Annotated in this window: 23 protein-coding genes; 11 read left to right on the top strand and 12 right to left on the bottom strand. The window is 55.6% G+C overall.

What is annotated here, in order from left to right:
- Positions 1–114 precede the first annotated feature (114 nt).
- Entirely contained in the window at positions 115–2,205 is a 2,091-nt protein-coding gene (ppk1, locus tag R6U90_RS11555; RefSeq protein ID WP_410352844.1) for a polyphosphate kinase 1, read from the top strand.
- Positions 2,206–2,237: 32 nt separating this feature from the next.
- On the opposite strand, the gene ppx is transcribed toward ppk1, so the two are convergent.
- A complete protein-coding gene (gene ppx, locus R6U90_RS11550) occupies positions 2,238–3,758 on the bottom strand; it encodes an exopolyphosphatase (RefSeq protein WP_410352843.1) in 1,521 nt (506 codons plus the stop codon).
- 142 nt (positions 3,759–3,900) lie between these two features.
- Between ppx and aroE the strand changes: the two genes are divergently transcribed.
- Complete coding sequence (aroE, locus tag R6U90_RS11545; RefSeq protein ID WP_410352842.1) at positions 3,901–4,749, top strand: shikimate dehydrogenase; 849 nt, start codon at positions 3,901–3,903, stop codon at positions 4,747–4,749.
- A gap of 164 nt (positions 4,750–4,913) precedes the next feature.
- Here the strand turns inward: aroE and R6U90_RS11540 are convergent, their stop codons facing one another.
- From R6U90_RS11540 to gorA, 4 genes are all read right to left on the bottom strand, one after another.
- Positions 4,914–5,297 (bottom strand): DUF2784 domain-containing protein, encoded by a 384-nt coding sequence (locus R6U90_RS11540; RefSeq protein WP_410352841.1) that lies wholly within the window; start codon positions 5,295–5,297, stop codon positions 4,914–4,916.
- On the bottom strand, positions 5,266–5,946 hold the full coding sequence (locus R6U90_RS11535) for a DNA-3-methyladenine glycosylase (RefSeq protein WP_410352840.1): 681 nt from the start codon (positions 5,944–5,946) through the stop codon (positions 5,266–5,268). The genes R6U90_RS11540 and R6U90_RS11535 overlap by 32 nt, the downstream gene beginning before the upstream one ends.
- 6 nt (positions 5,947–5,952) lie before the next feature.
- Positions 5,953–6,480, bottom strand: coding sequence for a gamma carbonic anhydrase family protein (locus R6U90_RS11530; RefSeq protein WP_410352839.1), 528 nt, complete (start codon positions 6,478–6,480; stop codon positions 5,953–5,955).
- 140 nt (positions 6,481–6,620) lie between these two features.
- The gene (gorA, locus tag R6U90_RS11525; RefSeq protein WP_410352838.1) at positions 6,621–7,970 is read right to left on the bottom strand and encodes a glutathione-disulfide reductase; all 1,350 of its coding nucleotides are present in this window, start codon (positions 7,968–7,970) and stop codon (positions 6,621–6,623) included.
- Between the two features lie 134 nt (positions 7,971–8,104).
- Here gorA and R6U90_RS11520 point away from each other — a divergent pair, with 134 nt between their 5' ends.
- Complete coding sequence (locus tag R6U90_RS11520) at positions 8,105–8,425, top strand: hypothetical protein (protein ID WP_410352837.1); 321 nt, start codon at positions 8,105–8,107, stop codon at positions 8,423–8,425.
- Between the two features lie 124 nt (positions 8,426–8,549).
- Here R6U90_RS11520 and R6U90_RS11515 read toward each other — a convergent pair whose 3' ends face one another.
- Positions 8,550–9,539: a serine/threonine protein kinase gene (locus R6U90_RS11515; protein WP_410352836.1), complete on the bottom strand. Its 990-nt coding sequence runs from the start codon at positions 9,537–9,539 to the stop codon at positions 8,550–8,552.
- Between the two features lie 96 nt (positions 9,540–9,635).
- On the opposite strand from R6U90_RS11515, the gene prlC reads away from it, so the two are divergent.
- From prlC to R6U90_RS11485, 6 genes are all read left to right on the top strand, one after another.
- Positions 9,636–11,678 carry an oligopeptidase A gene (gene prlC / locus R6U90_RS11510; protein WP_410352835.1) on the top strand — a complete coding sequence of 681 codons (2,043 nt, stop codon included), beginning with the start codon at positions 9,636–9,638 and terminating at the stop codon, positions 11,676–11,678.
- Between the two features lie 141 nt (positions 11,679–11,819).
- Complete coding sequence (locus tag R6U90_RS11505) at positions 11,820–12,635, top strand: TIGR04211 family SH3 domain-containing protein (RefSeq protein WP_410352834.1); 816 nt, start codon at positions 11,820–11,822, stop codon at positions 12,633–12,635.
- 27 nt (positions 12,636–12,662) lie between these two features.
- Positions 12,663–13,436: an exodeoxyribonuclease III gene (gene xth, locus R6U90_RS11500; RefSeq protein ID WP_410352865.1), complete on the top strand. Its 774-nt coding sequence runs from the start codon at positions 12,663–12,665 to the stop codon at positions 13,434–13,436.
- A gap of 177 nt (positions 13,437–13,613) precedes the next feature.
- Positions 13,614–15,098, top strand: coding sequence for a 4-hydroxy-3-polyprenylbenzoate decarboxylase (ubiD, locus tag R6U90_RS11495; RefSeq protein ID WP_410352833.1), 1,485 nt, complete (start codon positions 13,614–13,616; stop codon positions 15,096–15,098).
- A 208-nt stretch (positions 15,099–15,306) separates the two neighbouring features.
- Positions 15,307–15,948 (top strand): AAA family ATPase, encoded by a 642-nt coding sequence (locus R6U90_RS11490; protein WP_410352832.1) that lies wholly within the window; start codon positions 15,307–15,309, stop codon positions 15,946–15,948.
- The gene (locus tag R6U90_RS11485; protein WP_410352831.1) at positions 15,949–16,503 is read left to right on the top strand and encodes a DUF4136 domain-containing protein; all 555 of its coding nucleotides are present in this window, start codon (positions 15,949–15,951) and stop codon (positions 16,501–16,503) included.
- 181 nt (positions 16,504–16,684) lie between these two features.
- Here R6U90_RS11485 and R6U90_RS11480 read toward each other — a convergent pair whose 3' ends face one another.
- The 6 genes from R6U90_RS11480 to rpmH all read right to left on the bottom strand — a co-directional run bounded on the left by R6U90_RS11480 (position 16,685) and on the right by rpmH (position 21,365).
- Positions 16,685–17,500 carry a M48 family metallopeptidase gene (locus tag R6U90_RS11480; RefSeq protein ID WP_410352830.1) on the bottom strand — a complete coding sequence of 272 codons (816 nt, stop codon included), beginning with the start codon at positions 17,498–17,500 and terminating at the stop codon, positions 16,685–16,687.
- A 26-nt stretch (positions 17,501–17,526) separates the two neighbouring features.
- Positions 17,527–18,858, bottom strand: a complete 1,332-nt coding sequence (gene mnmE / locus R6U90_RS11475; protein ID WP_410352864.1) for a tRNA uridine-5-carboxymethylaminomethyl(34) synthesis GTPase MnmE — start codon at positions 18,856–18,858, stop codon at positions 17,527–17,529.
- An 87-nt stretch (positions 18,859–18,945) separates the two neighbouring features.
- Complete coding sequence (gene yidC / locus R6U90_RS11470; RefSeq protein ID WP_410352829.1) at positions 18,946–20,649, bottom strand: membrane protein insertase YidC; 1,704 nt, start codon at positions 20,647–20,649, stop codon at positions 18,946–18,948.
- A gap of 1 nt (position 20,650) precedes the next feature.
- The gene (gene yidD / locus R6U90_RS11465) at positions 20,651–20,872 is read right to left on the bottom strand and encodes a membrane protein insertion efficiency factor YidD (RefSeq protein WP_310692377.1); all 222 of its coding nucleotides are present in this window, start codon (positions 20,870–20,872) and stop codon (positions 20,651–20,653) included.
- The gene (rnpA, locus tag R6U90_RS11460) at positions 20,857–21,216 is read right to left on the bottom strand and encodes a ribonuclease P protein component (protein WP_410352828.1); all 360 of its coding nucleotides are present in this window, start codon (positions 21,214–21,216) and stop codon (positions 20,857–20,859) included. The genes yidD and rnpA overlap by 16 nt, the downstream gene beginning before the upstream one ends.
- A 14-nt stretch (positions 21,217–21,230) precedes the next feature.
- The gene (gene rpmH / locus R6U90_RS11455) at positions 21,231–21,365 is read right to left on the bottom strand and encodes a 50S ribosomal protein L34 (RefSeq protein WP_410352827.1); all 135 of its coding nucleotides are present in this window, start codon (positions 21,363–21,365) and stop codon (positions 21,231–21,233) included.
- Positions 21,366–21,567: 202 nt separating this feature from the next.
- On the opposite strand from rpmH, the gene dnaA reads away from it, so the two are divergent.
- Together dnaA and dnaN are read left to right on the top strand one after the other, a co-directional pair.
- A complete protein-coding gene (dnaA, locus tag R6U90_RS11450; RefSeq protein WP_410352826.1) occupies positions 21,568–22,998 on the top strand; it encodes a chromosomal replication initiator protein DnaA in 1,431 nt (476 codons plus the stop codon).
- Positions 22,999–23,222: 224 nt separating this feature from the next.
- A complete protein-coding gene (gene dnaN, locus R6U90_RS11445) occupies positions 23,223–24,323 on the top strand; it encodes a DNA polymerase III subunit beta (protein ID WP_410352825.1) in 1,101 nt (366 codons plus the stop codon).
- The last annotated feature ends 5 nt before the right edge of the window (positions 24,324–24,328 follow it).

The raw sequence follows: 24,328 nt of genomic DNA, 5'->3' as shown, positions 1-24,328 counted from the left end.
CTGCGCAACGCCGGTTGACACAGTATTCATCATGCTAAAATGAACTTGCCGGCGGGTCAGACTTCCGCCGGGATTTGTCATCCGCTTGTCATATCGTTATGGTTTTATGACAACATGGAGAAAACTGACCTGACTGATCCCGATCTCTATTTCAACCGCGAACTGAGCCTGTTGCAGTTTCAGTGGCGCGTGCTGGCCCAGGCCAGCGACGAGAGTGTGCCGCTGCTCGAGCGACTGCGGTTTCTATGCATCTCCAGTACCAACCTGGACGAATTTTTCGAAATCCGCGTGGCCGGACTGATGCATCGCGCGGCGCTGGAGTCCACCAGCGGCAGCGCCGACAGCCTGACCCCGGAACAGCTGCTGGCCCGGATCAGCGATGAGGCTCACCGCCTGGTGGACGAACAATACCGGGTGCTGAATGAAGTTCTGATTCCTGAGCTGGCCAAACAACGGATCCATTTCCTCAAACGCGCACGCTGGAACCAGAAACAGGCGGCCTGGATCAAACGTTATTTCAGCAACGAACTGCTGCCGGTTTTGAGTCCGCTGGGACTGGACCCGGCCCACCCGTTCCCGCGGGTACTCAATCGTAGTCTCAATTTCATTGTCGCCCTGGAAGGCAAGGATGCCTTTGGCCGCGACAGCCGCATTGCCATCGTTCAGGCACCGCGCAGCCTGCCGCGCCTGATCCGGCTGCCCTCGTCGCTCGCCAACGGCGATACCTTTGTCTTTTTGAGCTCCATCATCCATACCCATGTCAGCGAGCTGTTTCCGGGTATGAATGTGACCGGTTGTTATCAGTTCCGGGTGACCCGCGACAGCGACCTGTTCGTCGATGAGGAAGAAATCGATGATCTGATGCGAGCCATCAAGGGCGAGCTCTCCTCGCGCCGCCTGAGCGATGCCGTCCGACTCGAAGTAGCGGACAACTGCAGTGACGAGATGGCCGAATATCTGCTGCAGAAGTTCAAGCTGGATAGCGAAGATCTCTATCAGGTTAATGGTCCGGTCAACCTCAATCGCTTGCTGGAAATTCATGATCTGGTGGACCGTCCCGATCTCAAGTATCCGCCGTTTACTCCCGGGATTCCCAAGCGGTTAAAGAACAACGACGACCAGTTCGAAGTAATTCGCCACGGGGATGTGCTTCTGCATCATCCCTTCGAATCCTTTGCCCCCATTATCAGTCTGCTGAAGCAGGCCGCCAGTGATCCGAAAGTGCTTGCCATCAAGCAGACCCTGTATCGCACTGGCGCTGACTCACCGCTGGTGGATGCGCTGGTCGAGGCCGCCAGGGTCGGCAAGGAGGTAACCGTGGTGGTGGAACTGCGTGCCCGCTTTGATGAAGCGGCCAATATCGAGCTGGCAACCCGCCTGCAGGATGCCGGCGCCCATGTTGTCTATGGCGTGGTCGGCCACAAGACACATGCAAAACTGTTGTTGATCGTGCGTCGCGAAGGCCGGCGCATCCGCCGTTACGCGCATCTGGGCACGGGCAACTATCACGCCGGTACCGCCCGGGTATATACCGATTACGGTCTGCTGACCTGTGACAAGGCCATTGGCGAGGATGTACATCGGTTGTTCACCCAGTTGACCGGACTGGGCAAGGCCACCAAGTTACGCAAACTGTTGCAGTCGCCATTCACATTGCACAAACGTCTGCTAGCCATGATCGATCAGGAAATGAACAATGCCCGCAACGGCCAGCCGGCACGTATTATCGTCAAGATCAACTCGCTGGTGGAATCGAAAATCATCGCCAAACTCTATGAGGCCTCACAGGCCGGCGTGAAGGTTGATCTGATTGTGCGCGGTATCTGCTGCCTGCGCCCCGGCGTTGTCGGCGTTTCTGACAATATCCAGGTACGTTCCGTCGTTGGCCGCTTTCTGGAACATACCCGGATCTATTATTTTGAAAACGGTGACGACCCGCAGGTGTATTGTTCCAGTGCCGACTGGATGGACCGTAATTTCTTCCGGCGGGTGGAAACCTGCTTTCCCCTTGAGGATCCGGCAATGAAAAAGCGGGTCATCAATGACGGGCTGCTGGCTTATCTGGCGGATAATACCCTTGCCTGGCAACTGCAGTCCGATGGCACTTACCGCAAGGTCAAACAGGGTAACCAGAAACCGCGTAATGTACAGCGCCAGCTGCTGGAAAAACTGGCCGCCGATCCGGGTACCGAGAAAAGTAACTAGCCGCCCGCAGCTAGCGACCCGGATATTCAAAATTACTGCGATTCGATCTTCAGCTCATAATCGAGTAACTGCAGGTGGCTGATTTCCCGCTCCAGATCCGCCCGGGTCAGGTCATGCTGTTTCAGCCATTCAGAGGGAAAAATCAACTTGAGCTGCCGGGGTTTCGCCTTGAGCTTCAAATCGGGCAGAGCGTCATGCAATCGACTGCGTTGCAGCTTGACCGCCAGACGCAGCAGGATCGTTAGTTTAGTCGCAATCTCCTGGACCGATTTGGGTAAATCGTTAAACGTCTGGGAATCCGGCTTGCGCCGATGAGTGCGCACCAGGTTCGCCAGGACCTGTTGCTCCTGAACACTGAACCCCGGCAGATCCGAGTGCTCCAGCAGATAGCCACCGTGCTTGTGATAACCGGCGTGCGCAATGGCCAGGCCAATTTCATGCAGACGCGCTGCCCAGCCCAGTAATTGCTGATGGCGTGATTTGTCGAGTTGCCAGGATTCACTGACCTGATCCAGCAAAGCAAGTGCCGTTTTTTCTACCTGCAAGCTATGTTCGAGGTCGATTTGATAGCGTTTTTGTAATAATTCGACACTCTTCTCACGCACGTCTTCATGCTGATACCGCCCGAGCATGTCGTACAACAGACCTTCGCGCAGCGCCCCATCCGAAACCAGCATCTGCTTGATATCCAGCGACTGGAACAGCGCCCACATGATGGCAAAACCTCCGACAAAGACCGGTCGACGTTCCTCGTTTAACCCCTTGAGGGAAATCTGATCAATATGGCCGGCATCGAGTAATGCCTTGCGTAGTTGTTTCATAGCTTTGGCCGTAATACCTTCATTACACCAGCCCTGGGCCTGCACTACTTTCGCCAGTGCCTTGGCTGTGCCAGAGGCCCCGACTGTCTGTTCCCAGCCGAGTTGATGACAGCGATGGGCGAATCCTTCCAGTTCCAGTTGCGCTGCCATTTCCGCCGATCTCAACCGGACCTGGGTTATTTCGCCATCAGGAAAGAATTCCCGACTCATGCTCACACAGCCCATATACAGGCTTTCCAGTAATAGCGGTTCGAATCGCTCGCCGATGATTACCTCGGTACTGCCGCCGCCGATATCGATCACCATGCGACGCTGCCCCTCTTCGGCCAGGCTGTGTGCCACGCCCAGATAGATCAATCTCGCCTCTTCAATCCCCGAGATAATTTCCACCGATTGGCCCAGCGCGCTCTCTGCCTGTTGTAAAAATTCAGCGGCATTGCGCGCGGCACGTAATGTATTGGTACCGACCACGCGCACCTCCCTATCCCTGAGACTCTGCAAACGCTGGCCGAAGCGTTCCAGGCAGGCCAGCGCGCGTTGCTGTGCCGCCTCGTCCAGATTGCCGGCCTCGTCCAGGCCGGCGCCGAGACGTACCATTTCGCGCAACCGGTCCTGTACCTGCAGGGCCCGATCACTGGCGCGGGCAACAATCATATGAAAACTGTTAGAGCCCAGATCCACCGCCGCAAGCTGGCGATGAAACTGCTCTTTTCGGGAACGTGAAAAAATCATACTATGCGATCTTTATCTGTTTGTCGCCGGATACGATATAATACTAGCATGGAGTGTTGGTGCATGTTATAGCAGGAAACATACGACAAGCGATGCATTCTTCACACCCACAACTGACTCACCAGCTGATGACACCCGACCTATGAGTGACCTGTTCGATTTCCGACGCCGCCTCGACAATTATGCCGTGATGGGCAACCCGGTTACCCACAGCAAATCACCACGCATTCATAGCCTGTTTGCCGAGCAGACCGGCGAGTCGGTCCACTATGAGGCGATCCAGGTGGATCCCGGCGGCTTTGCCCAGGCTGTCGGCAACTTCGACGCCAGCGGCGGCAAGGGTCTCAATATCACCGTGCCCTTCAAGCAGGAGGCATGGCAGCTGGTGAACGAACGCAGTGACCGCGCCGAACGAGCCGGTGCGGTCAATACCATCAAGTTCATCGATATGACGCTGTATGGTGATAACACCGACGGCATCGGCCTGGTCAACGATTTGCTCAACAACCGGATCGAGATAGCGAACAAACGGGTGTTGCTGATGGGCGCCGGAGGTGCGGCGCGCGGGGTGCTGGCGCCGCTGCTGGACCAACAGCCGGCGCAACTGGTGATCGCCAACCGCACGGCGGAAAAAGCCCGCGAACTGGCCCATGCCTTCTGCGACCTGGGCAATATTGAGGGCAACGGCTACGAGGCACTGGACAACAGACAGTTCGATCTGATCATCAACGCTACCGCCGCCAGTTTACAGGGCGAACTCCCGTCGCTGCCCGACAACCTGCTAGCCACCGGCGCGACCTGTTACGACATGATGTACGGCAGTGAGCCAACAACCTTCATGCAGTGGGCCACACAACATGGCGCCATCACCGTGCTGGATGGCCTGGGTATGCTGGTCGAACAGGCCGCCGAGTCCTTTTACCTCTGGCGCGACGTGCGGCCCGACACCAAACCCGTCATTGAGCAGTTACGTCGCGAGATGGTCTCCTAGATGGCATCGTGGAAGAAACGCAAAGTAAATCATTATTGCTCCGGTCCTTTAAAGTATATGTTCCCGGCGCTTCAACGCACTGCCGATTATTCAGCAGCACCATTAAGTCACTTTTCTCTTTGCGTGCTCTGCGTCCTGGCGTCCTTTGCGTTATTTCCAGTGGGCTAACTATTACCTTTATGCCGTTGGCCGTAGATAAACAACACGTAAATCAACGCATTTAATACGATTAACCCTATACCGATCATGAACTGCATTTCGGCAGTCAATCCGGGTGGATAAATTATCGGGATAAGGTAATGATTGATGAAGCCGCCGTCATAGGTTTTCATTCCGGCCAGTTGACGAAAATTTTTTTCCAGCGGCGTGAGCGGGCAGTAGCCGCCACTGAACTGGATGTATATTCCCCAGAATAACGCCGGCAGGTGTAGCCAGATAAGTTTTGGCCAGCGCAGCAACAATAACGCGCCGACGGTGACGAAGGCCACGAACAGAAAATGCAGCAGAACGGTCAGCTCAGCGAGTATCAGATAGATGGTGGAGGACATAATCCTGTCCCTCGTGCCAGGCGCGTTTGCTCAACGGATTACTGGTACATTGAGCCGTGTGGGCGTGGTCAATATAGCGATACATGAGATGTTCATCTCGCCCGGCGGGAATCCCCAGACGGGTCGTCTGGATCACCATTTCAGGCACATAACTCACATCCTCGATATAAAAATGCTGCGTATCGAACTGTTGTTGATCCCATTGAGCAACCTTGAGCCCCAGCGCCGCACACAACAAGGTCTGGCCACTGCACATTTTTACTTCCGGACGTAACCTGCCAGAACCCTTGACGGGATTGAGACGTTGCATGATGGACAGATTGCTGCGCGGCGAGAGACGATCGAAATGCGGCACGCCGGATTTGATCAATACCGCGTTACCTTCGCCACGTGCACTGATGTTCAGCGAGTCGCCGCCCCGGGCGTAATACATATAAATAGTGCCCGGGGGCATGAACATTGCCCGACGTTTATCGGTATAGCCCTGCGAGGAGTGGCTGCCCCGCTCCTCGAGATAATAGGCCTCGGTTTCAATGATCCGACAGGCCAGCCAGTGTTGGCCATAACGATGCCGCAACACCTTGCCCAGCAATGCCCGGGCCAGATCGCAGGGGGGTTGGTCGAAAAAGGCCGGCTTGAGTCGTGCCATGGCCTGTCAGGATAACTGGTGGCGGTTTTTCAGTCGAACATAGTGTTGCGCGGAATAGACAATGGACTCGCGTTCCTCGTCGCTCAGCTCGCGCACCTTGCGCGCCGGGCTGCCCAGCCACAGACCGCTTTCCAGTTTCTTGCCAGACGTCACCAGGGCACCGGCGCCGAGGATGGTGTGTTCATGAACCACGGCCCCATCCATCACGGTCGCACCCATTCCGATCAAACAGTTATCTTCAATCGTGCAGCCGTGCAGGATGACACGATGACCGACTGTGACGTTATCGCCTATCTTCAACGCATACCCGCCGGGATTGTGCGGCCCGTCGTGGGTGACATGCAGCACCGAATTATCCTGGATATTGGTATTCGCGCCGATGCGGATCGCATTCACATCGCCCCGGATCACCGTGAACGGCCAGACCGAGCTGTCGGCCCCGATGACCACATCCCCGATCACCAGCGCCGACTCATCCACATAGGCATCGGGATGCAGATCCGGCATGATTTCTTCAAAATCCCTGATCGCCATAATCCAATCCGCCTCATTAATGACTTTAACCACCAGGACTCAAAGACACCAAGAATAATCAAAATTCTTTGTGTTACTTTGTGCCCTGGTATCCTGGTGGTGAGCTTTCCTCGTTACTCGTCACTCGGCCCTGGGCCCTCTTATCTAAGTGTCACCAGTTCTTCAGCACTGGTCGGGTGCAGCGCGACACAGTTGTCGAAGTCTTTCTTGTTGGCGCCCATTTTGATCGCCACGCCGAAGCCCTGCAGCATTTCATCGGCGCCCATGCCGATGATGTGACAACCGACGACTTTTTCGTCGGCGCCGACGCAGACCAGTTTCATGGCGGTACGCTGGGGATGGGGACTGAATGCATGGTACATGGCGGTGAAGCCGGTCTGGTAAATCTTGACTGCATCACCATGCTGTTCGCGCGCCTCGTCTTCGGTCAGACCGATGGTGCCGATAGGCGGGTGACTGAACATCACCGTGGGGATGTTTTCATAATCGAGTTTGCGCTCGGGCATGTTGTTGAACAGCCGGTCCGACAGGCGACGCGCAGCGGCGATCGCTACCGGAGTGAGTTGTGCCTTGCCGATCACATCACCAAGCGCATAGACACCTTCGACATTGGTCTGCTGATACGCATCGGCCGGAATGGTGCCATCATCGTTATACTGGACTCCGGCCGCATCCAGATTCAGGTTGGCCGTACTGGGTGCCCGGCCAATGGCCCAGATCAGACAGTCATAGCCTTCGAGAATGACACCGCTCTGACAGTGAATATTCAACGTGCCATCAGCCTGTTTTTCAATTTGTTCGACGTTGACCCGGGACATGATATTGACCCCGGCGTTCATCATCTCTTCCATCAGGCTCTCACGCAGCATGGCGTCGAAACTGGAAAGAAAATGATCCCGTCGCAACAGCATGCTGACCTCGCTGCCCAGGCTGTTCAGCACCCCGGCCAGCTCCACCGCGATATAACCGGCGCCCACCACAGCAACCCGTTTGGGCTGATCCTTGAGGGCAAAGAAACCATCGGAAGTGATACCGTGCTCGGCCCCCGGAACCTCCGGTATCACCGGATAGCCACCCGGGGAGATGACGATATGGTCGGCGGTGTACTGCTCGCCATCCACGTCCAGAGTGTGGGCATCGGCAAAGCGGGCCGTGCCCTGGATGTGCTCGATGTTGGAATCCTTCAGGTAATTGCCGTACCAGTCGGTGATACCGTTGATATAGCCCTCGCGGGCCTCGACCAGTTTGCCCCAGTCGAACTTGTTGATACTGATGTCGAAGCCATAACCGCTGGCGTCATGCAATGTTTCGGCGACGCCGGCGGCGAACCACATCACCTTCTTGGGTACGCAACCGACGTTCACACAGGTGCCGCCCAGTTTGTTATTTTCAATGACAGCGGTTTTTTTACCGTACTCGGCGGCACGCTCGGCCGCGGACAACCCGCCGCTGCCGGCGCCGATGGAAATCAGATCGAAATGTTGACTCATAGAGACTCTCTACTGCGATTGGGGGTGAATTTTCCTGAAACCCGAAAAATGACAGGGTCTTGGCGGTAGAGACAATATTATATAGAGATCGTAAAATCCTGCATCCATTTATAAAGCCAAACGGGAAACCGAATATGAGCGATTCCATCACCCTGTCCGATGATCTGATCCACGGTATCTACAATGTGATTGTGCAACACGATCCCAACGTGGAAAAGAACATGATGCTGGCCCTGCAGTACCTGTCAGCCGTCTCCGGTTATCTGGCCGCAGGCTATCCTGGTGGCGACAACGAACGCGACGAGGTAATCGACCAGCTGGCTGCCTTCGCCAAGCATGTCGCCGCCCAGGAAGCGCAGGACTCCGCCGCCGAGCAACAACCGGCTGCGGCTGCCCCCCAGGGCCGCAGCGAGCAGACCGACGACCCGGCTGTCGGGATCTGGAAACCGGAATAACTCTGCAATAAAAAGGGCGCCCCGACGAGCTGGTATTTTATTTTCCTGCCAACGGTTTGGACGCTCTCTTCTGCACAGGATTGGGACTGGAGATATTTACCGGCGAGGCGACGGAGTTTCCCTCTCACGGTTCCAGGGGGGGTTGTTCCAGCCTCTCCAGCTGCTCACGCAGGATGTTGAGCTGCTCTTCCCAGTAGCGGGGGGTATTGAACCAGGGAAAGTGCATGGGAAAGGCGGGATCGTGCCAGCGCCGGGCCAGCCAGCCGCTGTAGTGAATCAGCCGCAGGCCCCGCAGCGCCTCTACAAGACGTAATTCCAGTGCATTGAAATCGTAAAACTGACTGTAACCTTCCAGCAACAGAGCCATCTGGCGGGTCATCTCTCCCCGCTCGCCACTGAGCAGCATCCACAGATCCTGCACCGCCGGGCCGGTCATGCAGTCATCCAGATCCACAAAATGGGGCCCCTGCTCGGTCCACAGGATATTACCGGGATGGCAGTCACCGTGCAGTCGCAGGGGATCGATCCACTCCCCGACCTCGACCCAGATCGCCGTGATCGCCTCCAGCAAAGCCTCGGCCGCCTGGCGATAGTTGTGAGCCAGCTCGGCGGGGACGAAATCGTGTTCCATTAAATAAGCATAGGGGCCAGTGCCAAGTAGCTCGATACTCAAGCGGGGACGCTGGCGAAACAGCCGCTGGCTGCCGCAGGCATGGATGCGGCCCAGCATTCGCCCCATCCAGCGCAGATGGTCCGGATCGTCGAGCTCCGGCGGACGCCCGCCGCGACGGGGATAGAGGGCCAGCCGGTAACCGCCATAGTGCACCAGGGTCTGATCGTCGGGCAGTTGCAGCGGGGCAATCACGGGGATTTCCAGATCGGCCAGCTCGTGGGCGAAGGCGTGTTCTTCCAGAATTGCCTCGTCCGACCAGCGCCCCGGGCGGTAGATCTTGGCAATCAGAAACGTCCTGTCCTCCAGACCGACCTGATAGACCCGGTTTTCGTAACTGTTCAATGCCAGCAGGGCGCCGCTGGCTTGAAAACCGCAGGCATCGACAGCATCCAGTATCAGGGCCGGTGTCAGATTGGCATAAGGCAAGCTGTTTTCGGCCAAAACTGTCTCCCGTGCCGCAGGCGATGGCGGTTCATGCTAAATTAGTCCGCGCAAGGAGCGCCCAAATTCACTTACACAGTATCAGGTACCGTATTGATGTCCAATCCTTTGCTTGAATTGACCGGCCTGCCGCCGTTCAGTCGTATTCACCCCGAACATGTCGAGCCGGCAATCGACACGTTATTGCAACATAACCGTGAGCAACTGCAAAAGCTGCTGGCCGACAACGATCACTACAGCTGGGAGAATCTGATCCAGCCCCTGGAAGAAATGGACGATCGGCTGGATCGGATCTGGTCGCCGGTCAGTCACATGAACTCGGTGGTCAACAGCGACGCCCTGCGCGAAGCGTACAACGCCTGTCTGCCCAAACTCAGTGACTATGCCACCGAACTGGGCCAGAACGAACAGCTGTATGCCGCTTACAAAGCCGTTGCCGACTCGCCGGAATATGCACAACTGGGCCCGTCACAGAAAAAGATCATCGACAACGCGCTGCGCGACTTTCATCTTTCCGGCGTGGATCTGCCCACGGAGAAAAAACAGCGTTACAAGGAAATCCAGCAACGGCTCTCCAACCTGACCACCCGATTCGAGGAAAACCTGCTGGATGCCACCCAGGCCTGGTACAAGCAGATCCTTGATGAATCCCGGCTGGCCGGCCTGCCCGAATCGGCCCGTGCCATGGCCCGCCAGGCCGCGGAGGAAAAAGCGCAGGAAGGCTGGGTCTTTACCCTCGATTTTCCCTCTTATTATGCCGTGATGACCCATGCCGATGATCGGGATCTGCGCGCTGAACTGCATGAGGCCTATATCACCCGCGCTTCGGACCAGGGGCCCAACGCGGGACAATGGGATAACTCCGAAGTGATGGAGGAGATCCTCGCGCTGCGCCACGAGCTGTCCCAACTGCTCGGTTACGCCAATTATGCCGAACGTTCGCTGGCCACCAAGATGGCCGAATCGCCGGACCAGGTGCTCTCCTTTTTGCATGATCTGGCCCGCCGGTCCAAACCGGTGGCCGAGCAGGATCTCGCCGAACTGAGCGACTTTGCCTGCCAGCAGCACGGTCTGGAACAGCTGAAGCCGTGGGATATTGCCTATTACTCTGAGAAGCTACGCCAGCATAAATACGCCATCTCGCAGGAAGATCTCAAACCCTATTTTCCGGAGAGCCGCGTCATCCCCGGCATGTTCGAGGTGGTCAGACGGCTCTACGGTATCCAGATCAAGGAGATCGACGGGGTCGATACCTGGCATCCGGATATCCATTTTTACGAAATTCGCGATGCACAGGGGCAGCTGCGCGGTCAGTTCTATCTGGATCTCTATGCGCGATCGAAAAAACGCGGCGGCGCCTGGATGGACGACTGCCGCGGACGGCTGCGCCACATCAGCGGCGAGCTGCAAACGCCGGTCGCTTACCTGACCTGTAACCTGACTCCCCCGGTCGGTGACCAGCCGGCCCTGTTCACTCATGACGAGGTGATCACCCTGTTCCATGAGTTCGGTCACGGTCTGCATCATATGCTGACCCGGGTCGATCACATCGGGGTATCGGGTATCAACGGTGTGGCCTGGGATGCGGTCGAACTGCCCAGCCAGTTCATGGAAAACTGGTGCTGGGAACGGGAGGCACTGGACGTGATCACCGGCCATTATCAAACCGGTGAACCCTTACCCGAGGATCTCTATCAGAAGATGTATGCTGCGAAAAATTTCCAGGCCGGCATGTTCATGGTGCGCCAGCTGGAGTTCTCGATGTTCGATTTTCGCCTGCACCTGGAATATGAACCGCGGCAGGGCAGCCGGATACAGGAGATGCTGGATGAGGTGCGGGAAGAAGTGACAGTGGTCAAACCCGCGCCGTATAATCGATTCCAGCACGGTTTTGCGCATATCTTCGCTGGCGGTTACGCGGCCGGCTATTACAGTTACCTGTGGGCGGAAGTGTTGTCCGCTGATGCCTTCTCCCTGTTTGAGGAACAGGGCATTTTTGATCGCGCCACCGGTCAGCGGTTTTTGACATCGGTACTGGAGCAGGGCGGCACCCGGGAACCGATGCAGCTGTTCGTCGACTTCCGTGGCAGGGAACCCAAAATCGATGCCTTGTTGCGTCATACCGGCATTGCGGCATGAATGACAGGCTCGCGCTGCTGTATGAACAAACCGGAATGATGACAATGGCTCTGTAACCAAACAGACTGTCTGGCCTCCCGGCATCCTTCTTTGCTGCGTTGCCGGGAGGCCCAAACAATTAAATAGCTGGATATATACAGAATGAAAACATACCTCCGGTTTACCTGGCTTGTCCTGTTACTCGTTGGTTCCCCCTTGAGCCAGGCAGCCACCGAATATGTGACCGATCGCATCGAGATCGGCCTCCATCAGCAACCCGACGTTAACAGCCCGATCACCACGATGCTCTCCAGTGGCGACCGTTTGGAGGTATTGCAGACGCAGGAAGATTTTAAACAGGTTCGACTGAAGGACGGTAAGCAGGGCTGGATCCATGCTGCCTATCTGGTCGATCGTCAGCCGGCTACCGTGGAATACGATCTTCTGGCCAAAAAACATGATGAGTTGACCAGCGATATCAAACAAAAAACCGAACGCCTGAGCAAGCTCCAACGGGATCTGCAAATTCGCAGGGACGAATTATCCAATGCCCGAACCACTATCCGCGAACTGAAAAAACAGATCGATATCGGCGGCGACAGTGAGGCACTTAACGAGGAAAACCTGCAGCAACTGGCCGAAAAAGAACGCCAGATCAAACAACTCCAGGCCGAAATCGAAACCCTCCGGGAACAATCTGAACAATCCACCCCCGATCCTCCGGGGGTTGAACAATACCGGACCCAGCTGGAACAACAGAAAAAACGCAATGAGTCCCTCCAGGCGCGTATCGATCTGGCCCAGGAATTTCTCGGCCGCGAGCAACTTCCCAGCGCCGAAGAACTGGAAAAATGGCGCCCCGACCTGCCGGGCTGGTACTGGGGGACCCTGCTGACGGTGCTGATCATCGGCATCGTTGCCGGGATTGGCTGGATGGATTATCGACTGCGCCGACGCCACGGCGGTTTTCGCGTCTGACAAACAATATAACCGATCCCGGATATGCTGAAACTGGCCAGCTGGAATGTGAACTCCCTGCGTGTCAGATTACCGCAGGTGCTTGACTGGCTCGCCGCGCACCAGCCGGACCTGGTTGGCCTGCAGGAAACCAAGCTGCAAAATGAACAGTTTCCTCTGGAACAACTGGCCACCGCCGGCTACAACGTAATTGCCAATGGCCAGAAAACCTATAATGGCGTGGCGCTCTTGGCCCGCCAGCCCCTGACTCCCGAAGCGATCGCGCTCGATATTCCCGATTTTGAGGATCCGCAGCGGCGCGTGGTCGCCGCCACCTGCGATAACGTCCGCTTTATTAATCTGTATGTGCCCAACGGATCCGAAGTGGGCTCGGACAAGTATCGCTACAAACTCGACTGGCTGGATGCCCTGCTGGCCTGGCTGGAGACACAACGCCAGCTATACACCAATGTCATCGTAGTTGGTGATTTCAACATTGCCCCCGAAAACCGTGATGTGCATGACCCCCAGGCCTGGCAGGGTTCGGTACTGGTCAGCGAACCGGAGCGGGATAAATTTCGCCAGCTGCTGGCGCTGGGCTTCAAAGACTCGTTTCGTCTGTTCGATCAGCCCGAGGGCAGCTACAGCTGGTGGGACTACCGCGCCGCAGCCTTTCGCCGCAACCTCGGCCTGCGCATCGATCACATCCTGATCAGCGATAACCTGGCCGACAGCGTCACCGGATCGGCCATCGACACCGCCCCACGCCAACTCGAACGCCCCTCCGACCACGCACCGGTAGTGGCAACGGTTCAACTTTGAACCTTTTTCAATCTTGATAAATAACTCTCGCCAAGGCGCAAAGTACGCAAAGTTTGAAACAAATTAATTCTTGCTCTGCGCCTCCGCGTCTTTGCGAGAGTAATATTCAAACCACTATCTGGATGACATGTTATCCGGCTGTCGTTATGATGCAGCGAAGGTCAGCAGGCAACGTCTATGAAATACCGCGATTTACGTGATTTTATCGCCCGTCTGGAAGAGCGGGGCGAACTGAAACGAATTCCCAACGAGGTCGATCCCCACCTGGAGATGACCGAGATCTGCGATCGCACGCTGCGCGCTGGCGGGCCGGCACTGCTGTTCGAAAATCCCAAAGGTTCGGATATCCCTGTGCTGGCCAACCTGTTCGGCACACCACAGCGGGTGGCGCTGGGAATGGGTGAAGAATCGGTCGAAGCCCTGCGCGAAGTGGGCAAGTTACTCGCCTTTTTAAAAGAGCCTGATCCGCCCAAAGGCATGAAGGATGCCTGGAGTAAACTCCCGATTTTCAAACAGGTCCTGAACATGGCGCCCAAACAGGTCAAGGGCGCTCCCTGCCAGAAACAGGTGATTGAAGGGGATGAGGTGGATCTTTCCTGTCTGCCCATTCAGACCTGCTGGCCGGGGGATGCCGGCCCGCTGATCACCTGGGCCCTGGTGATCACCCGCGGCCCCAACAAGGAGCGACAGAATCTGGGAATTTATCGCCAGCAGGTAATCAGTCGTAACAAGGTGATCATGCGCTGGCTGGCGCATCGCGGAGGCGCGCTCGACTATCGCGACTGGCAACAGACGAACCCTGGCGAACCCTTCCCGGTAGCCGTGGCCCTGGGCGCCGATCCCGCGACCATCCTCGGTGCCGTGACACCGGTGCCCGATACGCTTTCAGAATACGGCTTTGCCGGACTGTTACGCGGCGATAAAACCGAAGTAACAGAATGTCTCGGTTCCGACTTGCAGGTCCCGGCCTCGGCCGAATTTGTGCTTGAGGGTGTCATTCATCCGGGCGAGATGGCGGAGGAAGGCCCGTTTGGCGATCACACCGGTTATTATAACGAGGTGGAGCAATTCCCTGTCTTCACCGTCGAGCGCATCACCCATCGACCCGATCCGATCTATCACAGCACCTATACCGGCCGCCCGCCCGATGAACCGGCTGTGCTGGGTGTCGCGTTAAATGAAGTCTTTGTGCCGCTGCTGCAAAAACAGTTTCCCGAGATTGTCGATTTTTATCTGCCGCCGGAAGGCTGCTCCTATCGCATGGCCGTGGTCAGCATGAAAAAGCAGTATCCCGGCCATGCCAAACGTGTGATGCTCGGTGTCTGGTCGTTCCTGCGTCAGTTCATGTATACCAAGTTTGTGATTGTCACCGACGAGGATGTCAACGTACGCGATTGGCAGGATGTGATCTGGGCCATGACAACCCGCATGGATCCGATTCGTGATACCACCCTGATCGACAATACCCCGATCGATTATCTCGATTTTGCCTCGCCGGTCTCCGGCCTGGGCAGCAAGATCGGCTTCGATGCCACGAACAAATGGCCGGGCGAAACGCAGCGTGAATGGGGTCATCCTATCAGCATGGATGACAGCGTCAAGCAACGCATCGATGACATCTGGGATGAACTGGGCATTTTCGATAATGGCGAAAAAACATAACCACCAAGACACCAAGTCACGAAGATTTATTTTTTTCTAGCCCGTGTGTCTAGCTGGCTAACATATGGAACTGCCTGATTGTTGCTTTTGCTTCGCACAAAAGGCCGGTTTTGACTAGACTGATAGGACTGGTACCGATACAACACGCCTTACCTCGTTACTCGTCCCTCGTACCTCGTCCCTTAGATAGAGAAGGAGGTCGTACCTGATGCGCAATATCATGTTACTCAATGCCAAGGGCGGTTGTGGTAAAAGCACGATCGCGACCAATCTGGCCAGTTATTACGCTTGTGAGCAGGAACAACAGGTCGCCCTGGCCGACTTTGATCCGCAAGGCTCCAGCCTGGCCTGGCTCGGGGTCCGACCCGATACGTGTCCGCTGATTCATGGCATCGATGCAACCCGCAACCCGGTTCGCGCACCCAAAACGACAGACGTGGTCATTATGGATGCCCCGGCCCGGGTACAGGGCGCGGAGCTGACCCGCCTTGTCCGCCGGGTCGAAACCATCATTGTACCGGTGCTGCCTTCCCCAATTGATATTCGCGCCGCAGCTGATTTCATGAAGGAACTTCTCACCACCGGCAAGGTCTCCCGTAATGAGACTCGTGTCGCCGTGGTGGCCAACCGGGTGCGGGAAAACACCCTGATCTATCAGTCACTACAGGCGTTTTTGAAAAGTTTGAAAATCCCGTTTATTACCACCCTGCGTGATACCCAGAATTATATTCGGGCCGAGGAACGGGGCGTTGGTATTTTCGAAATGGCACCCTCGCAGGTATGGTGGGATCTCGAACAATGGGAACCATTAATTCGATGGCTGAGGAGCAAACGCAGTCAGGGAGTCTAGATGATGTCAGTATTACGTGGATTTATCCTGCTACTTGTATCCCTTCAGCTGGTGGCCTGCAGTACAACTGTCAATGTCGACTATGATCAAAACACGGATTTTGCGACCCTTCACAGTTTTGAACTTCAAACCGAACCGGTCAAGATCAGTGACGATCCGCGTATCGACAGCAGACTGATGCAACAACGGGTGGTCACTGCCCTGCGCGAGACTCTGATACGAAAAGGTTTGCAAGCCTCAACGAAACCGGATATGCGTGTCAGTTACCGTATTGATATCAAACAGGAAATCGAAAGCGATGCTTCCGGTGTCTCGATCGGCATCGGCACCTTCAGCCGTAATGTGGGTATCGGCTTCGGCTATGGTTTTCCCGCTTCCGATGTAGAATCCTATGATCGGATTATTCTCACCATCGATTTTCACGACTCTGCCGACAAGTTGTTATGGCGCGGTTCTGACAGCCGCCGGCTGACTTCCGGCAGTACGCCCGAAACTCTGACCCGCCTGGTTAATGATCTGGTCGAGGCGATCCTCGAACGCTATCCACCCAACTAAACCATACTCTCGCGAAGACGCAGAGCCCGCTGAGAATGCACAATATCAGATTCTATGCGTCGTGGCGTCTCTGCGAGAGGATGCGCCTTTTCCGTATAAAGGAGATACAGAGAATGTCAGGTAGCGCGATGCGAACCTGACCTGCATCTCTGAACAGCCCCTTCTGCATTCCAGATTGGATTCACCGGGCCAGTTCGACAGGCGCCACGGGCCCCGGGCTTGCCCGCTGCAGCTGGCGCATTTGCGGGACCAGCTGGCGAAGCGTTTTCTGACGGTCACCGGGTGACGGGTGCGTGCTTAAAAATTGCGGTGGTCCGTTGCCGCTGACTTTTTCCATCTTGTGCCAGAGTGTCACGGCGGCCTGCGGATCGTATCCGGCCCGGGCCGCGAGCTCGATCCCGATGCGATCGGCTTCCGATTCAGCAGTCCGGCTATGGGGTAACTGCACCGCCAGTTGCGCAGCAATGGCCCCCGCGGTAAGAGTCGAGTCCGACGCATCGGTGACGATACCAACTGCGCTGACCCCCAGCTGGGTCGCAATGGCCACCGACATCTTTTCGGCTGTGTGATGGGCCAGAGCATGGGCGATTTCATGGCCCATGATCTGGGCCAGTTCGGCATCGGTCAATTGGAGCTGCTGGAGCAGACCGGTATAGACTGCCATACGCCCACCGGCCATGGCCCAGGCATTAATAGTGTCGGGATCGTCGATGACCGCGACACTCCATTTCCAGTTTGCCGAATCGGGATATTGTTTCTCGGCAACCGCAACCAGCCGACCGGTTATTTCCACAACCCGTTGATTTACTTCCGCATCGCGGACCAGCCTGTTCTTCTTGCTCAGCGTCCCGACCGTATTGATATACGCTTTTTCCGATTCAGCGATTGCCGTTTTCGGCGAGATCAGCATCAGCTGGGAACGGCCGGTCGGACTGGTGGTACAGGCCACCAGCATAATCGCACCCAGCATCAGGGTCAGATAACGTTTTATCGTCATGGATCGGATCTCCTCCGTTGCCGCTGTTATTTGCCGATGCAAAAACTGGAAAAGATTTTCCCCAGCAGATCGTCGCTGCTTACCTCACCGGTAATTTCGCCCAGATCCTGCTGAGCCTGGCGCAGATCCTCGGCTAACAGTTCTCCGGCACCCCGTAGGGTGAGCTGATTGGCCCCGTTTTCTATCCGCCGTGCGGCACGCTGCAGGGCATCCACGTGCCGACGCCGGGCCATGAATACCCCCTCTCCTGCAGAAGTGTAGCCGACGCAGGCCTTGAGATGATCCCGCAACTGCTCGATGCCCTGTCCCGCCACTGCCGACAGATAGACCTGTGCGCCATGGGCGTCTTCCTGCACGCGAGGCGATGCCCCGCTGAGATCGATCTTGTTGTGGATGCGGGTCACCGGCAGATGGGCCGGCAGTTGTTGCAGGATGGCGGCCTCGCCGTCACCAAAACCCTGGCGATCGTCGATCAGCAGCAGCACCCGGTCGGCCTGTTCTATGGCCTGCCAGGTGCGTTCCATCCCGATCCGCTCCACCTCATCCCCGCCCTCGCGCAACCCGGCAGTATCGATAATGTGCAGGGGCAGGCCGTCGATACTGATCTCCTCGCGCAATACATCGCGGGTGGTCCCGGCAATATGGGTGACGATGGCCGATTCGCGCCCGGCCAGCGCATTGAGCAGACTCGATTTACCGGTATTGGGCTGACCGGCCAGCACGATACGCATGCCCTCGCGCAGCAGCTGGCCCTGATGGGCCTGTTTGATCACCTCATCCAGCTCGCGCTGCAACCAGTCGAGCTGATCGGTCACCCGTTTATCGGAAAGAAAGTCGATCTCCTCTTCGGGAAAATCGATAGCCGCCTCCACGTAGATGCGCAATTCGGTCAGCTGTTCCACCACGCTGTGAATCCAGTCGGAGAATATTCCCTGCAGGGAACGTTGCGCAGAGCGGACCGCCTGCTCGGATCCCGCTTCGATCAAATCGGCGACCGCCTCGGCCTGGGCCAGATCCAGCTTGTCGTTAAGAAAAGCTCGCTCGGAAAATTCACCGGGACGGGCCAGGCGCGCGCCCAGCTCGATGACCCGTGCCAGGAGCATATCCATCACCACCGGGCCACCGTGACCGTGCAATTCCAGCACATCTTCACCGGTAAACGAATGGGGTTGCGGAAACCAGAGCGCCAGGCCGGTATCGATCGCCTGCTGTGCGGCATCATAGAACGGAAGGTATTCGGCATAGCGTGGTCGGGGCAGGTAACCCAGCACCGTTTCGGCGATCGTTGCGGCAATCGGACCCGAAACCCGAATAATACCGACGCCCCCGCGCCCCGGCGGCGTGGCCAGGGCCGCGATGGTATCGCTCGGGGGCCCGTGTCGGCTGGTGAAGTCGTGAGTCGAATCGGGATCGGGGCGATCGCGTGAACTCACTGTTTCACAGCCTCATACTTTCACCACATAACGGGTAATATAGTACTGCTGGGCGATCGACAGGGTGTTATTGACCACCCAGTAAAGCACCAGCCCGGCCGGGAAAAAGGCGAAGAAAATGGTGAACACAAACGGCAGAAACATCATGATCTTGGCCTGAATCGGATCCAGGGGTGCTGGATTGAGTTTCTGCTGTATAAACATGGTGATGCCCATCAACAGCGGCAATATAAAATAGGGATCCGGCGCGGACATGTTCTGTACCCAGAGAATCCAGGGCGCCTGACGCATCTCGACACTTTCCAGCAATACCCAGTACAAAGCGATAAACACCGGGATCTGGACCAGAATCGGCAAACAACCGCCCAGCGGGTTGATCTTCTCTTTTTTGTAGAGATCCATCAAAGCCTGGTTCATCTTTTGCCGGTCGTCGGAGTAACGCTCCTTCAGCTGTTTCATACGCGGCTGCACGCGACGCATGTTGGCCATCGATTTGTAACTGGTTTCGGAGAGTTTGTAGAACACCAGCTTGATAAGAATCGTCAGAATTACGATCGCCCAGCCCCAGTTGCCGACAAAATCATGAATGAAATCGAGTATCCAGAACAAGGGCTTGGAAATGAAATGCAGCAGGCCATAATCGACCGTCAACTCCAGTCCCGGTGCGACTTCATCCAGACGATCCTGCAATTTGGGTCCGACGAATAACCGGTTGCTCAGGGTCTGCTGTTCCCCGCCGGCCACGCGGATTTCATTGGCGGACTTCATTCCCAGGACATAACGGGTATTATTCTTGATATAACGGCTGTAAAAGGTCTGGGTTTTCTCGGCCGGCGGAATCCAGGCGCCGAGAAAATAGTGCTGGATCATGGCTGCCCAGCCGCCGGTGATGGCGCGCTCCAGATTCTCGTCCTGCATCTCGGAAAAGTCGATCTTCTCGTACTTTTCTTCTGGCGAGTAGATAACCCCGCCCATGTAGGTGTAAACGAACCGGGGGGTGTCGATTTCAGAGACCTGGGTGCGCTGTAACTGGGTATAGAGATTGCCGCGCCACAGCCGATCGGTCTTATTGTTAATCGTATGTTCAACTTCCACGAGATAGTCGCCGCGGGTGAACTTGTAGGTCTTGATAAACTCAACACCCTCGGGACTTTCCCAGATCAGATCCACGTTCAGTTGATCCTGACCCCCGCGCATCCGATAGCGATCGGCCTGAGCCTGGTAACGACTGTAATGGTTTGGCGCTTCGATCAGACTGTCGTCGCCCTCCCGCTGACGTTTGGCGGTAAAGCCGGACTGGCTGACAAACAGGTTCGGCAGTCTGTCATTCATCAGTACGACCGGTTCATCCGGCTTATCACTGCTGATCGGGTATTCGAGCAGCTCGACATGCCGTAGATCCCCGCCCACGGTGTCGATCTCGGCACGAAAGACATCCGTCACCACCTCAATACGCGAATCGCTCTCGAGCAAGCGACCCCCATCATCACCGCCCGATGGCACATCCGCCGAGCGACTGTCGCTTTGGGCGGTCGTTTCGCTCTCATCGGCGCCCATCGGTACATCGGCGCGATCGGAACGTTGGTCTGCAGATTGATCGGTTTGTTGCGTCGTCTGCGATTCAGATTGCGGGCCGAAGTCCCGTTGCCAGGCATCCCACAACAGGAACAGGATAATAGCGAGGGCAATAAATAAGAGTGGACGTTGTTGTTCCATGTTACTTCTTCTTCTCTGGTACCGGGTCGATGCCGCCCTCATGCCAGGGATGGCAACAACTGATGCGTTTGACCGCCAGCCAGCTGCCGCGAAACACACCGAAGCGGCCGATGGCCGTCTGGGCGTACTCGGAACAACTGGGGTAAAAACGGCAATGATGGCCCATCAAGGGGCTGATCAGATAGCGATAGCCACCAATCAATAGTATCAGGAGTCGGCGCATTCTTTTGCCAGCCTCTGCCAGTGGGATTCCAGCACCTCACGCAACTCCCGATTGCTCAGGCGCGCGGCACCGCTGCGCGCCATCACAACAATATCCCATCCTACCAGCTTCGTCTGTCGGGTGCGAAAGGATTCGCGGATCTGGCGCTTGATGCGATTTCGATCAACCGCCAGACGGATATGACGTTTGGGAATTGCCAGACCGAGACGGGCATACGGTTTTTGATTGGATCGAGCCAGTATCATCAAATGGGGATGATTGAAACGCCGGGGATGGGCGAAAACATTCCGGAACTCGGATGAGGTCAGAAGCTTCTGATGCCGAGCAAATTGCCCGGTGCTCATCCGTTGACTCCGGATCAGACTGCCAGGCGGTGACGGCCTTTGGCGCGACGGGCGTTGATGACCTGGCGACCACCACGGGTTTTCATACGAGCACGAAAACCATGTGTCCGTTTGCGTTTGATATTGCTGGGCTGGAAAGTACGTTTCATGATCTAAACCGTTGTTTATTGAATCATTTTATCAGCCATTTTGGCCGGCCGACTTGCCCCGAAAAAGGTCGGCAACAATACTGTGAGAGGGGGGCACCTGTCAACTGCCATAAAGCAATATCCCACGGATAATCCGCAAATAAAAAGGGTTCACCTCCTGTGGATAACTCGTTTCGATCCGTATAGACTTGGGGTCCCTCTCATGGGTCACAATTATTCCAAACTTACTCTGCTTCAGGGGAACCGAACTGTGTCGGATTCACTATGGGATCAGTGTCTGCACCGTCTGCAAGGCGAGCTGACACCGCAGCAATTCAATACCTGGATACGACCGCTGCATGCGATTTATGATTCCCATACTCTGCGCTTGCTGGCACCCAACAGCTTTGTGAAAGATCGTATAGAAAACAACTTCATGTCGCAAATTGCTGCGATCGCCGACGATCTTGCCGGTTTATCAGTTCCTATCGTTGCTGAAGTCGGGAGCCAGACGCTCTTCGAAGAAAGCGTTGCCCCGGCAATAAAAACCGAAACAGAACAACCGGCCCCGGCCCCGGCCAGGCCTGCGTCGAGCCCCGATTTAAAATCGAATACTTATCCCGCGCCACGCAATAATAGCAGCCTGAATCCCAGTTTTACCTTTGATAATTTCGTTGAGGGCAAATCCAATCAGCTGGGCAAAGCAGCCTCAATCCAGGTCGGGGAAAATCCCGGCAAAGCCTATAATCCGCTGCTGATTTACGGCGGCGTGGGTCTGGGCAAGACCCACCTGATGCACGCGGTCGGTAATATGATTTTGCAGCAAAATCCGCAGGCCAACGTGATTTATTTGCATTCCGAACGCTTCGTAGCCGAGATGGTCAAGGCGCTGCAGCACAACACGATTAATAATTTTAAACGCTTTTATCGCTCAGTTGATGCGTTGTTGATCGACGATATTCAGTTTTTTGCCGGCAAGGAGCGCTCCCAGGAAGAGTTTTTCCACACCTTTAATTCCCTGCTTGAAGGGGGTCAGCAGGTAATAATGACGTGCGATCGCTACCCCAAGGAAGTGGATGGTCTGGAGGAACGACTCAAATCCCGTTTCGGCTGGGGGCTGCCTGTCGCTATCGAAGCACCGGAACTGGAAACCCGGGTCGCAATTTTAATGAGCAAGGCACAATTATCCGGGATCGAAATGCCCAGTGAAGTGGCTTTTTTTATCGCCAAACGTATTCGTTCCAACGTACGCGAACTCGAAGGTGCTTTGCGCCGGGTGATTGCCAATGCCCAGTTTACCGGGCGTCCCATTACCATGGATTTTGCCAAGGATGCTCTGCGGGATCTGCTCGCGATCCAGGATAAGCTGGTTACTATTGATAACATTCAGAAAACCGTGGCTGAATATTTCAAGATCCGGGTGGCTGATTTGCATTCCAAACGACGTAATCGTTCTATCACCCGGCCGCGACAGATCGCCATGGCCCTGTGCAAGGAGTTAACCAGCCATAGCTTGCCCGAGATCGGCGACGCATTCGGCGGTCGTGACCATACCACGGTATTGCATGCCTGCCGCAAGGTCGAGGAACTCAAAGAAGGTGATCAACGTATTAATGAAGATTTTTCCAACCTGTTAAGAACTCTGAGCACATGATGTCTGTAAACTGTGGACAAGCTGTTTTCAACTTGACCCTCTTCGGGTGGGTGCGGCATCCTCACAATTTATCCACAGCCTTTACCACTTTAATACAGACTTTATTTGTCTTTTGTTATGCTTGAAAAATCTATAATAATCAAACAGAAAACTGGCTTATCAACTGTTTTGCGCTGGACTAATAGATCTAACAATAAGAAGATATATATTCAGGTATTTAATATATGAAAATCACTCTGGAACGTGAAAATCTACTACGTCCGTTGCAAGCGGTGGGTAGTGTTGTGGAACGCCGGCAGACTTTGCCGATACTCTCCAACATTCTGTTTTCCATCGATAACGGCAAATTAACTCTGACCGGAACCGATCTGGAAGTGGAAATGGTGGCCCAGATGCCGGTCGACACCGGGGACAGTGGCGACATCACCTTGCCGGCGAAAAAATTTATCGATATCTGTCGTGCCCTGCCTGAAAATGCCCGGCTGGATGTGCAAATCGATCAGGACAAGGCCATTATCCGTTCCGGGCGTAGTCGTTTTACCCTGGCGACCATGCCGGCAGCGGAATTTCCCAATATCGATCCCATCGAATCGCCGCTGGAGTTTTCCCTCACCCAGCAGCAACTGAAAAAACTGATCGAGCAGACCCAGTTCTCCATGGCCCAGCAGGATGTCCGTTATTACCTCAATGGGCTGATGCTGGAACTTGCCAGCAACCGGCTGCGCGCGGTGGCTACAGACGGCCATCGCCTGGCTGTTTGTGAAGTGGACGCGGAATTGCCGGTCAGTGAGCCTCGCCAGGTTATTCTGCCGCGCAAGGGTGTTACAGAACTGATGCGTCTGCTGGATGAGAGCGAAACGACGGCCCGGATCCAGTTGGGAGAGAATCACATCCGGGTCGAATTACCGGATATCAGCTTTACTTCCAAACTAATTGATGGAAAATTTCCAGATTATCAACAAGTTATACCAAAAAATCCGCCGCGCATTGTGTCGTGCGCTCGCCAGCCTCTCTACGAAGCCTTCCATCGTGCAGCGGTTCTCTCGAATGAAAAATATCGGGGCATGCGTCTGAGCCTTTCGCCTGATCAGCTCAAAGCCACGGTTCATAATCCGGAACAGGAAGAAGCAGAAGAAGAAGTTGAAGTCAGTTATCAGGGAGATGAATTCGAAATTGGTTTCAATGTGAGCTATTTTCTGGATGCTCTTTCTGCCCTCAAATCGGAACAGGTTTCCATCGGCATGATTGATGCCAACCACAGCTGTCTGATCCAGGGAGATGACGACGCCAACAGCCGCTATGTGATCATGCCGATGCGGCTTTAGATGAT

Origin of the sequence: Thiohalophilus sp. (assembly GCF_046483665.1) — a bacterium.
Lineage (GTDB): Bacteria > Pseudomonadota > Gammaproteobacteria > UBA6429 > Thiohalophilaceae > Thiohalophilus.
The sequence above is the reverse complement of the archived record's forward strand: the minus strand, read 5'-3'. Positions and strand labels throughout refer to the sequence as shown.

Bases quoted from the DNA above. Each gene is read 5' to 3' on its own strand.
- dnaA (WP_410352826.1), top strand. From the start codon at position 21,568: ATGGGTCACAATTATTCCAAACTTACTCTGCTTCAGGGGAACCGAACT.
- R6U90_RS11485 (WP_410352831.1), top strand. From the start codon at position 15,949: ATGATGTCAGTATTACGTGGATTTATCCTGCTACTTGTATCCCTTCAG.
- aroE (WP_410352842.1), top strand. From the start codon at position 3,901: ATGAGTGACCTGTTCGATTTCCGACGCCGCCTCGACAATTATGCCGTG.
- ubiD (WP_410352833.1), top strand. From the start codon at position 13,614: ATGAAATACCGCGATTTACGTGATTTTATCGCCCGTCTGGAAGAGCGG.
- R6U90_RS11535 (WP_410352840.1), bottom strand. From the start codon at position 5,946: ATGGCACGACTCAAGCCGGCCTTTTTCGACCAACCCCCCTGCGATCTG.
- R6U90_RS11505 (WP_410352834.1), top strand. From the start codon at position 11,820: ATGAAAACATACCTCCGGTTTACCTGGCTTGTCCTGTTACTCGTTGGT.
- rpmH (WP_410352827.1), bottom strand. From the start codon at position 21,365: ATGAAACGTACTTTCCAGCCCAGCAATATCAAACGCAAACGGACACAT.
- gorA (WP_410352838.1), bottom strand. From the start codon at position 7,970: ATGAGTCAACATTTCGATCTGATTTCCATCGGCGCCGGCAGCGGCGGG.
- dnaN (WP_410352825.1), top strand. From the start codon at position 23,223: ATGAAAATCACTCTGGAACGTGAAAATCTACTACGTCCGTTGCAAGCG.
- R6U90_RS11490 (WP_410352832.1), top strand. From the start codon at position 15,307: ATGCGCAATATCATGTTACTCAATGCCAAGGGCGGTTGTGGTAAAAGC.
- ppk1 (WP_410352844.1), top strand. From the start codon at position 115: ATGGAGAAAACTGACCTGACTGATCCCGATCTCTATTTCAACCGCGAA.
- R6U90_RS11540 (WP_410352841.1), bottom strand. From the start codon at position 5,297: ATGTCCTCCACCATCTATCTGATACTCGCTGAGCTGACCGTTCTGCTG.
- R6U90_RS11530 (WP_410352839.1), bottom strand. From the start codon at position 6,480: ATGGCGATCAGGGATTTTGAAGAAATCATGCCGGATCTGCATCCCGAT.
- yidC (WP_410352829.1), bottom strand. From the start codon at position 20,649: ATGGAACAACAACGTCCACTCTTATTTATTGCCCTCGCTATTATCCTG.
- R6U90_RS11520 (WP_410352837.1), top strand. From the start codon at position 8,105: ATGAGCGATTCCATCACCCTGTCCGATGATCTGATCCACGGTATCTAC.
- R6U90_RS11480 (WP_410352830.1), bottom strand. From the start codon at position 17,500: ATGACGATAAAACGTTATCTGACCCTGATGCTGGGTGCGATTATGCTG.
- rnpA (WP_410352828.1), bottom strand. From the start codon at position 21,216: ATGAGCACCGGGCAATTTGCTCGGCATCAGAAGCTTCTGACCTCATCC.
- ppx (WP_410352843.1), bottom strand. From the start codon at position 3,758: ATGATTTTTTCACGTTCCCGAAAAGAGCAGTTTCATCGCCAGCTTGCG.
- yidD (WP_310692377.1), bottom strand. From the start codon at position 20,872: ATGCGCCGACTCCTGATACTATTGATTGGTGGCTATCGCTATCTGATC.
- prlC (WP_410352835.1), top strand. From the start codon at position 9,636: ATGTCCAATCCTTTGCTTGAATTGACCGGCCTGCCGCCGTTCAGTCGT.